The following is a 12,984-nucleotide window of genomic DNA, read 5'->3' on the forward strand; positions in this document are numbered from 1 at the left end:
CGCGGTGCTCACAGCACCGCGCCCTCCCTGGTCCGCCTGCGCAGCGTCGGCCTGCGGGAGCGGCCGGCGTCCTTCAGCATGTCCGACAGGCCGAGGACGGTGCGGGTCGCGAACAGCTTGCGGATGGACACCTCCTGGTCCAGTTCGGCGCGGATCAGGCCGACCAGTCTGATCGCCCGGAGCGAGTTGCCGCCGAGGTCGAAGAAGTCCTCGTCGATGCCGACCCGGTCGAGTTCCAGCACCTCGGCGAAGGCCTTGGCCAGGGTCCTTTCGGTCTCGTTGCGCGGCGCCCGGTACGTGTCCTGCTCGGACACCGGCCTCGGCAGCGCGGCCCGGTCGACGCGGCCCGCGGCCGTCACCGGCAGGCGGTCCAGCACGGTGAAAACCGACGGTACCGCCGACTCCGGCAGCCGGCCCGAGGCGAAGCCGCGCAGTTCGTCGGCGGAGACGGTCCGGCCGGTGACCGGGACGACGTAGGCGAGCAGGCGCCGGGTTCCGGAGTCGTCCTCGTCGACGGTCACGACGGCGTGCGCCAGCGCGGTGTGCTCGGACAGCGCCTCCTCGGCCTCGGCCGGTTCGACGCGGACGCCCCGGAGGTCGGCCTGCTGGCCGGCGCCCCCGATGTGGGCGAGGACGCCGTCGGCGGTCCACCGTACGCGGTCCCCGGTCCGGTACATCACGGCGCCGGGCGGGCCGAACGGGCAGGGCACGAAGCGTTCCGCGGTCGCCGCCGGCCGCCCGGGGTAGCCGCGGGCCACCCCCGGTCCCGCCACGTAGAGTTCGCCGGCGACGTCGACGGGGACCGGTGCCAGGCCGGGGCCGAGGACGTAGAGGGCGGTGTGGCCGGCGGCGTGCCCGGCGGTGGCCGTCCGGGGGCCGGGCCCGCCAGCGGGCAGATGGTGGCGGGCGGCGAGGGCGGTCGTCTCCGCCGGGCCGTACCCGGTGACGACCGTCAGCCCGGGGCAGGCCTCGCGGACCCGGCGCAGGACGGCCGGGGGCACCGGGTCGCCGCCGGTCCACACCTCGCGCAGTCCGGCGAGCCGCTCCGGGTCCGCGCCCGCGATCGCCGCCAACCGGGCCGTGGGGAGCCGGAGCGTGGTGATGCCGTGGGCCGCCCGCAGTCCAGCAAGCGCGTCGGGGTCCAACTCGCCTTCGGGGGCGACGACGACCCGGCCGCCGCCCAGCAGGGGCGTCCACAGTTCCAGGGCGAGCGCGTCGGAGGTGAGCGGCGCGTGCCAGAGCACGGTGCCGCGGCCGGCCTCCCGGCACCGGCGGTCCAGGACGAACCGTTCCGCGTTCCGGTGCGTCACGGCCACCGGTCTGGCGGCACCGTCCGGTCCGGTGCCGTGGAGCACGGCCAGCAGGCTGTCCGGGTGCGGCGGTACGGCGGTTCCGGGCCCGGTGGCGCCGTCGTCGGCGGGGTCCGCGCGCAGGTCGTCGAGGAGCAGGACGGGCAGGGCGGGGCCGTCCGGGCGCGGGCCCGCAGCGCCGCTGCCGTCGCCGGTGCCGCTGCTGGTGAGCAGGACGTGCGCCGGGAAGCCGTCGGGCGGTACGGGGGACGCCGGGTCCAGGGGCAGGACGGCGCCACCGGCCCTGGCCACCGCGAGCAGTGCCAAGGCCAGGTCCACCGACCGGGGCAGCGCCACGGCGACGACCGTCTCGGGGCCGATGTCCCGCAGGCGGAGCGCGGTGGCCAGCCGGGCGGACCGTTCGTCCAGCTCGCGGTAGGAGACCGAGGTGTCGCCGGCGCTCAATGCGACGGCGTCGGGGGTGCGTTCGGCCTGGCGGGCGAACAGCTCCGGGACCGTCAGTCCCGGCAGCGGCGGGTCGGCGGGGTCCGGCGCGAGGGGGATCAGGTCCCGTTCGGCGCCGCTCAGCACGTCCAGCGTTCCGACCGGCCGGTCGCCCGCGGCGAGCACGGCACGGATGTGGGAGATCAGCTCCTCGCCGATGAAGCGCAGCTCCGCCCGGTCGTACAGGCCGGCGGGGGCGTCGAGGCGGATGTACAGGTCGCTGTCGGGGCTGCCGTCGGTGTAGACGCCGATGGACAGTTCCTCGAACGTGCCGGTGGTGGCGCCGAAGTAGCGGGCCGGGCTGTCGCCGAAGTGGAGCTGCTCCGCGAACTCGACGACGTTGACGACCGCGCCGAAGCTGCCGCGGTCGCTCAGGGCGGTGCCGCTCGCCCGCTGGATGTCGGAGTAGTGGCAGGCGCTGTGGTCGAAGATCTCGTACGTCTCGTCGACGAGTGAGTCGGCGATCTCGGCGAAGCCGGCGCCCAGCGGGACCCTGGCCCGTACCGGCACCACGTTCACGGCCAGGCCGGGGGTTCTGCTCGCCACCCCGACGCGGTTGCCGACGGCCAGGGACAGGAGGAACTCCGGACGGTCGCAGCGGTGGCGGAAGTACACCGCCGCCGCCGCGGTCAGCATCTGCGACATCCACACGCCCAGGGAGCGCGCGGTCTCGGTCCAGGCGTCGGCCTCGGCGCGCGGGACGGTCAGGGTCCGGCTCACCATGCCGATGCTCCCGGCCACCTCCGCCCAGCGGTCGACGCCGCTCAGCGGCTGCGAGAGCGCGGCGCGCCGCGCCTCGGAGAGGGCGACGCGCGGGACCCGGGCGGGCGGGGGCGCGTCCTTGAGGTAGTCGCGCCAGAACTCCGTGTCCTCGGCGAACCGCTGGGAGGCGAGGTAGTCGACGGCCTCGCCCGCGAAGGACGCGACGTCCCAGGGGTGCGGCAGCTCGGGCACCGGCTCGCCCCGCAGCAGGGCCGTGTAGACCTCGGCGAGGCGCCGCGAGAGCAGGCCGCCCGCGCCGAACCCGTCGGAGACCAGGTGGTGGTAGGCGATGACGAGCAGGGAGCGGTTCTGGGCGAGCCTGACCACGCCCAGCCGCAGCAGCAGGTCGTGCGCCAGGTCGAACGGCTGCCGCACCAGGTCGGCGAGGGCTTCGCGGGCCGCCGCTTCGGGGTCGGCCTCGGCGCTGAGATCCAGCAGGAAGGGCCGCCAGTCGCCCGGTTCCCGGGGTACGAGGCGCAGTCCGGCGCCGTCGTCGACGAAGTTGACGCGCAGTACCTCCGCCTCGCCCATCACGTGCAGGAAGGCGGATTCCATGACGGCGGCGTCGAGTTCGCCGTCCACGTCCCACATGGTCAGCGCGTGGTTCGGCGTGTCGGGCGCCATCTCCTGCGCTCGCCACATGCCTGTATGCGCGGATGACGCTCCGAACGAAGGCACACTGATCAACCCCTCAGAGAACAGACCCGGTTGCCGGGCATTCGCGGATCACCTCCACCTTCCGGGAAACGGACCGGGCGTTGGAGACCTCTCGGTGCCGGCGGGACAGGGGGCGCGGGGCCCTTGCGGTGTCCCGCCGGCGGGACGGTCCTACGCCGCGAGCGAGGACACGATGTGTCCGGCGATCCGCCGCGGTGACGGGTGGCGCAGCACCAGGTTCGCCCTCAGCTTCAGTCCGGTCGACGCGGTCAGGCGTTTGCTCAGCTCCGCCGACAGCAGCGAGTCGAAGCCCAGCTCCTTGAACTCCTGGTCGGGGTCGACGGCTTCGGCGGTGGGGTGTCCGAGCACGACGGCGACCTTCTGCCGCACGTGTTCCAGGACGAGTTCGCGCGCGTCGTCGCCGGTGAGGGCCGCGAGCCGCTCCGGCAGGGGGACGGCCCGGTCGTCGTCCGCGTCGGGCGCGGGCGCGGGCAGTTCGGCCGTGGCCGCCGCGGTGGGCGAGGAGCTGAGCCAGTAGCGCTGCCGCTGGAACGCGTACGTCGGCAGGTCCACGCGCCGGCGCGTGGCGAACACGGCGCCCCAGTCCACCGGCCCGCCCCGGACGTGGAGCTGGGCCAGCGAGCCGAGCAGGGACCGCACCTCGTCGCCGTCCCGCCGCGAGGACGACAGCACCAGCGTGTCGTCCAGGTCCTCGACGGTCTCCTGCACCGGGACGGTCAGCACCGGGTGCGGGCTCATCTCGACGAACACCCGGAAGCCGTCGTCGGCCAGCCGCCGCACGGAGGTCTCGAAGAGGACCTTCTCGCGGAGGTTGTCGTACCAGTACTCGGCGTCGAGTCCCGCGGTGTCGACGACCGCGCCGTGGAGGGTCGAGTAGAAGGGCAGTCGCGAGGTGCGCGGGCTCACGCCGGCCAGGGCGCCGGTCACCCGTTCGCGGACCCGGGCGACCTGCGGCGAGTGGGAGGCGTAGTCGACGGGTATGCGGCGGGCCTGGATGCCGTCGGCTCTCATCTTCTCGACGAACTCGTCCAGCGCGTCCGGTTCGCCGGACACCACGACGGAGCGGGGTCCGTTGACGACGGCGACGCCCGCCCGGTCCGCCCACGGGACCAGCCGCTCGGCGACGACGTCCGCGGACTCCGCGACGGAGGCCATCCCGCCGTGGCCCTTGAGGTCCACCAGGGCCTTGCTGCGCAGCGCCACCACCCGGGCCGCGTCGCGCAGCGACAGGGCGCCGCCGACGCAGGCGGCGGCGATCTCGCCCTGGCTGTGGCCGATCACCGCGCCCGGTTCGACGCCCCAGGACCGCCACAGGGCGGCGGTGGAGACCATCACCGCGAACAGCGCCGGCTGGACGACGTCCACCCGGTCCAGGCCGGGCGCCCCTGGTGTCTGGCGGATGACGTCGAGGAGCGGCCAGTCGACCCATTCGGCGAGGGCGTCCGCGCAGGCGTCGAGGGTCCGCGCGAAGACGGGGAAGGTGTCGTAGAGCTGCCGGCCCATGCCGGCCCACTGGGCGCCCTGGCCGGGGAAGACGAAGGCGACGCCGCCGAGTCTGCCCGCGCCGCCGCGCACCACCGCCGGGGACTCGGTGTCGTCGCGCAGCGCGGTCAGGGCGTCCATCAGCTCGTCGCGGCCGCGCCCCAGCACCACCGCGCGGTGCTCGAAGCGGGTGCGGGACGACGCCAGGGACCAGCCGACGGCGGCGTCGTCCGCGTCGGTGCCCGCGGCGAGGAGGTCGCGCAGTCGGCCCGCCTGTCCGCGCAGGGCCTTGGCGCTCCTGCCGGACAGCACCCAGGGCACCAGGCCGCCGGTGGCACTGGCCTCCGGGGCGTGTTCGTCGGCCTGCTCCTCGGGAGGGGCTTCCTCCAGGATCACGTGCGCGTTGGTGCCGCTGACGCCGAAGGACGAGACGCCGGCCCGGCGCGGCCGGTCCCCGCGGGCCCATTCGCGGCCCTCGGCCAGCAGTTCGACGGTGCCGGAGGACCAGTCGACGTGCCGGGTGGGGGCGTCGACGTGGAGGGTCGGGGGCATGTACCCGTGCCGCATGGCCATCACGGTCTTGATGACCCCGCCGACGCCCGCGGCGGCCTGGGCGTGCCCCATGTTCGACTTCAGGGAGCCCAGCCACAGTGGCCGGCCGGCGGGCCGGTGCCGGCCGTAGGCCGCCAGCAGCGCCTCCGCCTCGATGGGGTCGCCCAGGGTCGTGCCGGTGCCGTGGGCCTCGACCAGGTCCACCTCGCCCGGTTCGACCGAGGCGTTCTCCAGGGCGCGCCGGATCACCTTCTCCTGGGCGCGGCCGTTGGGGGCGGTCAGCCCGTTGCTGGCGCCGTCCTGGTTGACGGCGCTGCCGCGCACGACGGCGAGCACCGGGTGCCCGTTGCGCCGGGCGTCGGAGAGGCGCTCCAGCAGCAGTACGCCCACGCCCTCGGCCCAGCCCGTCCCGTCGGCGCCGTCCGCGAACGCCTTGCAGCGGCCGCCGGGTGACAGGGCGCCCTGCCGGGAGAACTCCACGAACATCGCGGGTGTCGCCATCACGAGCGCCCCGCCGGCCAGTGCGAGCGAGCACTCCCCCGAGCGCAGCGACTGGACCGCCATGTGCAGGGCCACCAGGGACGAGGAGCAGGCGGTGTCCACGGACACGGCCGGTCCGGTCAGCCCCAGTTCGTAGGCCACCCGGCCGGAGGCGACGCTCAGGGCGCTGCCGTAGAGCAGGTGGCCCTCCAACTCCTTCTGGCCGCCCTCCAGGAAGCGCCATCCGTACTCGGAGGAGCTGACCCCGGAGAAGACGCCGACGTCGCTGCCGCGTACGTCGGCGGGGACGATGCCGGCCCGTTCGAAGACCTCCCACGACGTCTCCAGGAGCAGCCGGTGGTGCGGGTCGACGGCGAGCGCCTCGCGCGGGCTGATGTTGAAGAAGTCGGCGTCGAAGTCGGCGACGTCCCGCAGGAATCCGCCCTGGCGGGTGTACGAGCCGCCGACCGCGTCGGGGTCCGGGTCGTACACGTCGCGCCAGCCGCGGTCGGCGGGGAAGTCGCCCACGACGTCCAGGCCGTCGCGCACGACGTCCCACAGGTCCTCCGGCGAGGACACGCCGCCCGGGTAGCGGCAGGCCATGGCCACGACGGCGACGGGCTCCGTGCGGCCGGCCTTCAGGGCGTCGTTCTCCCGCCTCAGGCGGTCGCGTTCCTCCAGCAGGGTGCGCAGTGCCCGCTGGACCCGGTCCGCGCCGTCCGCCGTGCCTTCCGCGGCGTTGGTCATGTCACTTACCTCTTCTCGTCCAAGGCCAGGTCGACCAGTGCTTCCAGGTCCAGGTCGGACAGTTGGTCCGCCTCGGTCAGTACGTCCGCCGCGAGGTCCGTGCCGGTGTACGGGCCGGGGTCGGAGTCGGGCGCCGGGGCGGGGTCGGGGGCGGGGCGGAGCAGGCCGACGAGGTGTTCGCTCAGCTCGCGGGGGGTCGGGTAGCTGAAGACGAGGGTGGTCGGCAGGCGCAGTCCGGTCCGGGCCGCGAGGCGGTTGCACAGCTCGACGGAGGTGAGCGAGTCGAAGCCGAGCTGGGTGAACGCCTGTTCCGCGTCGACGGATTCGCCGGAGGAGTGCCCGATCACGAGGGCCACCTGGTCGCGGAGCCAGTCCAGGGCGGCCGTCTCCACCTCGTCGTCCGGCACACCGGCCAGCAGGGCGGACAGGCCGCGCGTGCCGTGGTCGCCGGTGTTCCCGGGCCGCTCCCGGCCGGGGCGGCGGACGTCGGCGAGGTCACGCAGGAGGGGCGACAGTCCGGCGCCCTTGCCGCCGCGCGGCGCGGTGATGTCCAGCCGGGCCGGGACGAGGACCGCCTTGCCGCTCGCGCACGCCGCGTCGAAGAGGGCCAGGGCCTCGGGGGTCGGCATCGCGGCGATGCCCATCCGCCGCAGCCGGGCGAGGTCGGCCTCGTCCAGGTCCCCGGTCATGCCGCTGCTCTGCTCCCACCAGCCCCAGCACAGCGAGGTACCTGGCAGGCCGGACGCCCGGCGCCGTACGGCCAGTGCGTCCAGGAGGGCGTTGGCGGCGGCGTAGTTCGCCTGCCCGGCGGTGCCGAGCGTGCCCGCGAGGGCGGAGAACTGCACGAACGCCGTCAGCGGGCGGTCCTGCGTCAGTGCGTGCAGGGTGAGCGCGCCGCCCGCCTTGGCGTGGAGCACGTGCTCGACGCCTTCGGCGGTCAGCGACTCGACGGTGCCGTCCGCCAGCGTGCCCGCCGCGTGCACGACCGCCGTCAGCGGGTGGCGCGGAGGCAGGCCGGCGAGCAGGTCGGCGACGGCAGCGGGGTCGGTGACGTCGCAGGCCACGGCGCGGACCTCGGCGCCGGCCTCCCGCAGCTCCGCGACCAGATCCGCGGCGCCGTCGGCGGCCGCTCCCCGGCGGCTCGCCAGCACCAGGGAGCGCACCCCGTGCGCGGTCACCAGGTGGCGTGCGACGAGGGAACCCACTCCCCCGGTGCCGCCGGTGACCAGGACGGTGCCGCCGCCGAAGCGGCCGCCGACGTCGAGGACGAGTTTGCCGACGTGGCGGCCCTGGCTCATCTCGCGGAAGGTGGCGCGCGCGTCGCGGACGTCGCGGACGGACACCGGCGTCAAGCGCACCCGGCCGTCGGCGAACAGTGCCATGACGTCGCGGAACATGGCGTGGATGGCGTCGGGGCCGGCCGCGTACAGGTCGAAGGCGTCGTACGCCACGCCGGGGTGGTCGGCGGCCACCCGCCGGGCGTCGCGGATGTCGGTCTTGCCCATCTCGATGAAGTGGCCGCCCTCGGGGAGCAGGGTCAGCGAGGCGTCGACATGCGCGTGTGCGAGGGAGTTCAGGACGACGTCCACGCCCCGCCCGTCCGTGGCCGCCAGGAACTTCTCGGCGAACTCCAGGTCGCGGGAGGACGCCAGGTGCGCGTCGTCGATTCCGAGGCCGCGCAGGACGGGCCACTTGGCGGGGCTCGCGGTCGCGTAGATCTCGGCGCCGACGTGCCGGGCGAGCTGTACGGCGGCCATGCCGACGCCGCCGGCCGCGGCGTGGATGAGGATGCGCTGTCCCTCGCGGAGCCTGGTGACGTGGAAGAGGGCGTAGTAGGCGGTGAGGAAGGTGCTCGGCATGGACGCCGCCTCGGCGTGGCTCCAGCCGTCGGGGACGGCCGTGAGCAGGCGGTGGTCGGCGACGGCCACGCGGCCGAAGGCACCGGTGAAGATGCCGGTCACCCGGTCGCCCGGCGCGAAGCCGGTGACGTCGTCCGCCACTTCGAGGACGACGCCGGAGCCCTCGCTGCCGATGCCGGAGTCGATGGCGGTGCGGTCCACCAGGCCGAGGGCGATGGTGACGTCGCGGAAGTTGAGGCCGGCCGCCTGGACGGCGATGCGGACCTGCCCGCTCACGAGGGGCGCCTCGGCCTCGGGGCACGGCACCCAGGTCAGGTTCTCCAGTGTGCCCTTGTCGGGGATGCCCAGCCGGTACGCGCCGTCCGGCACCGCCGGCAGCCGCCGGTCGTCGGCCGTGGCCGGGGCGAGCCGGGGGACCAGGGCCGTGCCGCCGCGCAGCGCCAGTTGCTCCTCGCCGAGGGCGAGCGCGTCCGGGAGGGCGGCCCAGGAGGTGTCGGCGTCGTCGACGTCCACCAGCCGGAACCTGCCGGGGTGTTCGGTCTGGGCGGAGCGGACCAGGCCCCACACGGACGCGCCGGGGAGGCTCTCGACGTGCTCCCCCGCACCGGTGTCCACGGCCAGGCGGGTGAGCACCACCAGCGTGGACCCGGCCGTCGCCTCCTCGGCGAGGAAGCCCTGGACCTGCTGGAGGACGTGCTGGTCGGCGGTGCGCACGGCGGTGAGCGGATCGGTGCCGTCGCCGGGCGAGTCGCCGTCCGGGCACAGGAAGAGGAGAGCGGGGGCGCTGCCCGGACGGATGTCGTCGAGGGAGGCGTAGCCGACGGCCCGTTCGCCGCCCGTGCGCAGCAGCCCGGCGGCCAGGCCGGTGCGGGTGCCGAGGACGCCCCACGTCGCGGTGGCGTCGGTGGCGGCCCCGTCCCGTGCGGCCGGTTGCCACCGGACCTCGTACAGCGGCGGCTCCTGGCCGCGGAGCGCCGCGCGGACCTGTCCGGCGTCGGCCGGCCGGAACGTCAGGGAGGCCACGGAGGCGATCTCGCGGCCTTCCTCGTCGGCGACCGTCAGGGACACCGCGTCGTGGCCGGCGGGGGCGAGCCGGACCCGTACGGTCGGGCCGCACGCGCCGGTCAGGCATGCGCCGGCCCACGCGAAGGGCATCCGGCCCTGGTCGCCCGTCACCTCGATGACGCCGCCGGCCACCGAAGCGTGCAGCACGGTGTCCATCAGCGCCGGATGCAGGGTGAAGGCGCCCGTCCCGGCGCCGTCCGGCAGGGTGGCGAGGGCGTAGAGGTCGTCGCCGTCCCGCCACACCTCCCGCAGTCCGCGGAAGGCGGGGCCGTAGTCGAACCCGGCGTCGGCGAAGGAGTCGTACAGGCCGTCGAGGGGGAGCCTGGTCGCGCCGGCCGGTGGCCAGACGGCGAGCGGCCGGGCGGCGGCGCCGTTCTGCGGGGACGCGGCCGGGGTGCCCGGTGCCAGGTCGCCGTGGGCGTGGCGGGTCCAGCCGCCGACGGTCCGGGCGTCCTCTGCGGGGCGCGAGTAGACCTCCAGGGAGCGGCGTCCCGTCTCGTCCGCCGCGCCGACGACGACCCGTACCCGCACGTCGCCCGTCTCGGGGACGATCAGCGGGACCTCCAGGGTGAGTTCCTCCAGCGCGGCGCACCCGACGTGGGCGCCCGCCGACAGGGCCAGGTCCAGGTAGGCGGTCGCCGGTACGACGACCGCGCCGAACACGGTGTGGCCGGCCAGCCAGTCGTGGGCCGCGAGGGACCACAGCCCGGTGAGGACGACCTCGTCGGTGCCGGGGTGGTCCACCACGGCACCCAGCAGCGGGTGGTCCGGCGCGGAGAGGCCGGCCGCGGCCACGTCCGCCGTGCGCAGGCCGGCCTGGAGGTCCAGCCAGTACCGCTGCCGCTGGAAGGCGTACGTCGGCAGGTCCACCGGCCGCCGGGTGCCGAAGAGCGCGGCCCAGTCCACCGGGACGCCCCGCACGTGCAGGGCGGCCAGTGCGCCGGCCAGCGTCCGGGCGGCGTCGCGTCCGGGCCGGTGCACCGGGACGACGAGGGCGTCGTCGACGCCCGCGCCGGCGAAGGCGTCCTTGGTGAGGCCGGCGAGGGTCGCTCCGGGGCCCACCTCGACGAGGACGTCGGCGCCCGCCGCGCGGGCGTGCTCCACCGCGGCGTGGAAGCGGACGGGTTCGCGGACGTGGCGGGTCCAGTGCCCGGCCGAGGACAGCTCGGCGGGGGTGGCCTCGCGGCCCAGCAGGGTGGAGACGACGGGGATCGTCTGCTCGCCCGCCGGGAGGTCGCCGAGGGCGGCCGCGAAGTCGGCCAGGACCGGCTCCATCAGCGGGGAGTGGAAGGCGTGGCCGACCGGCAGCAGCTTCGCCGAACCGCCGTCGGCCAGGATCCGGTCGCGCAGGGCGTGGACCTGCTCCCGCAGGCCCGAGAACACCACCGACTCGGGGCCGTTGACGGCGGCGACGCCCACGCGGTCGTAGGCACCGAGCAGGGTGGCCGCCTCGGTCTCGGTGACGCGGGCGGCCAGCATGGCGCCTTGCTCGGTGACGGTCTGCATGGTCCGGCCGCGGGCGGCGACGAGGCGGGTCGCGGTGGCCAGGTCGAGCGCCCCGCAGACGTGCGCGGCGGCGATCTCGCCCACCGAGTGGCCGATCAGGTGGTCCGGCGGGGACACGTACCGGGTGAGCAGCCGGTAGAGGGCGGTCTGGAGGGCGAACAGCGCGGGCTGGGCGATGTCCGTCCGCTCGGGGTCGGCGGGTTCGTCGGCGAGCAGCAGGGGCTTGAGGGCGAAGGGGAGGTGGGCGTCGAAGTGCGCGCACACCTCGTCGAGGGCCTCGGCGAAGACGGGGAAGGCCGCGTACAGCGGTCCCGCCGCGCCGGCCCATCGCGCGCCCTGGCCGGGGAACATGAAGACGGTTCCGCCGTGTTCGGCGGCGACGCCGCGCACCACCGCCGGGGACTCGGCGTCCTCGGCCAGTGCGGCGAGGCCGCCGAGCAGTTCGTCCCGGTCGTGCCCGATGACCACGGCGCGGTGTTCCAGCCGGGCCCGGCCGGTCACCAGGGACCAGCCGGCGTCGGCGAGGTCGAGGCCGGGGTCGGCGGCGGCGAGGTCGCGCAGCCGCTCCGCCTGGGCCCGCAGGGCTTGTGCCGAACGGGCGGAGAGCGCCCACGGCACCAGGGCGCCGGGCAGCTGCCCGGTGGCCGTGCCGGGCTCCGCCTCCTGCTGGGGGGCCTCTTCGAGCAGGACGTGCGCGTTGGTGCCGCTGACGCCGAACGCGGACACGCCGGCGCGGCGGGGCCGGTCCGGGGCGCTCGGCCAGTCCCGGGCCTCGGTGAGCAGTTCGACGGCTCCGGCCGACCAGTCGACGTGCGTGGAGGGGCGGTCGACGTGCAGGGTGCGGGGCATGGTGCCGTGCCGCATCGCCATGATCATCTTGATGACGCCGCCGACGCCGGCCGCCGCCTGCGCGTGGCCGATGTTCGACTTCAGCGATCCCAGCCACAGGGGGTTGCCGGGGTCCCGCTCCTGCCCGTAGGTGGCCAGCAGCGCCTGCGCCTCGATCGGGTCGCCCAGTGTGGTGCCGGTCCCGTGCGCCTCGACGACGTCCACGTCGGACGCCTGGAGGCGGGCGTTGGCGAGGGCCGCCCGGATCACCCGCTGCTGCGCGGGGCCGTTGGGGGCGGTGAGCCCGTTGGACGCGCCGTCCTGGTTGATCGCCGAGCCCCGGATCACCGCCCAGACGCGGCGCCCGCCTCGCCGGGCGTCGGAGAGCCGCTCCAGGACCAGCATGCCGACACCCTCGGAGAAGCCGGCGCCGTCCGCCGCGTCCGCGAAGGCCTTGCACCGGCCGTCGGCCGCCAGGCCCCGCTGCCGGGTCATCTCGCGCAGCACCTGCGTGGTCCCCATGACGGTGACCCCGCCGGCCAGGGCGAGGCCGCACTCGCCCAGCCGCAGCGACTGCACCGCCTGGTGCACCGCCACCAGCGACGACGAGCACGCGGTCTCGGTCGACACCGCCGGGCCCTGGAGGCCGAGGGCGTACGACACGCGCCCGGACGCCACGCTCAGCAGGGAACCGGTCTGCGCGTAGCCCGCGATGGCCTCCGGGGTGGCGAAGTGGTTGCCGTACCCGAAGTAGGCCAGGCCCGCGAAGACGCCGGTGTCGCTGCCGTGCAGGGAGTGCGGGTCGATGCCGGCGCGTTCGAGGGACTCCCAGGAGGTCTCCAGGAGCAGCCGGTGCTGCGGGTCGGCGGCCAGCGCCTCGCGCGGGCTGATCCCGAAGAACTCGGCGTCGAAGTCGCCCGCGTCGTACAGGAATCCGCCCGCGCGGGCGGAGCAGCTGTTGGGGCGGGAGGGGTCGGGGTCGTACAGGTTCTCGACGTCCCAGTGGCGGTCCCGCGGGAAGTCCGACACGGCGTCGGTGCCCGAGCGCACCAGCTCCCACAGTTCCTCGGGGGACGCGGCCCCGCCGGGGAAGCGGCAGGCGACGCCCACTACCGCGATGGGCTCGGCGGCGGCGTCGGTCAGCTCCTGGAGGCGCCTGCGGGTCTCGATCAGTTCGATCGACGTCCGCTTCAGGTAGTCGAGAACGTCGGCGTTGTTGTCGTTCGTCATGG

The 12,984-nt window shown here is 75.4% G+C and carries 3 protein-coding genes; all 3 read right to left on the bottom strand.

Annotated features, from left to right (window positions below):
• Positions 1 to 8 precede the first annotated feature (8 nt).
• The 3 genes from ACZ67M_RS37400 to ACZ67M_RS37410 all read right to left on the bottom strand — a co-directional run bounded on the left by ACZ67M_RS37400 (position 9) and on the right by ACZ67M_RS37410 (position 12,946).
• On the bottom strand, positions 9 to 3,233 hold the full coding sequence (locus tag ACZ67M_RS37400) for an AMP-binding protein (protein WP_469854323.1): 3,225 nt from the start codon (positions 3,231 to 3,233) through the stop codon (positions 9 to 11).
• A 150-nt stretch (positions 3,234 to 3,383) separates the two neighbouring features.
• Positions 3,384 to 6,494, bottom strand: a complete 3,111-nt coding sequence (locus ACZ67M_RS37405; protein WP_469854324.1) for a type I polyketide synthase — start codon at positions 6,492 to 6,494, stop codon at positions 3,384 to 3,386.
• Between the two features lie 5 nt (positions 6,495 to 6,499).
• Positions 6,500 to 12,946 (bottom strand): type I polyketide synthase, encoded by a 6,447-nt coding sequence (locus ACZ67M_RS37410; RefSeq protein WP_469854342.1) that lies wholly within the window; start codon positions 12,944 to 12,946, stop codon positions 6,500 to 6,502.
• Between the last annotated feature and the right edge of the window lie 38 nt (positions 12,947 to 12,984).

The sequence above is a fragment of the Streptomyces sp. NPDC107500 genome (assembly GCF_055582785.1).

Excerpts from the sequence above, each read along its gene's own strand:
- ACZ67M_RS37405 (WP_469854324.1), bottom strand. The coding sequence starts at position 6,494 with ATGACCAACGCCGCGGAAGGCACGGCGGACGGCGCGGACCGGGTCCAG.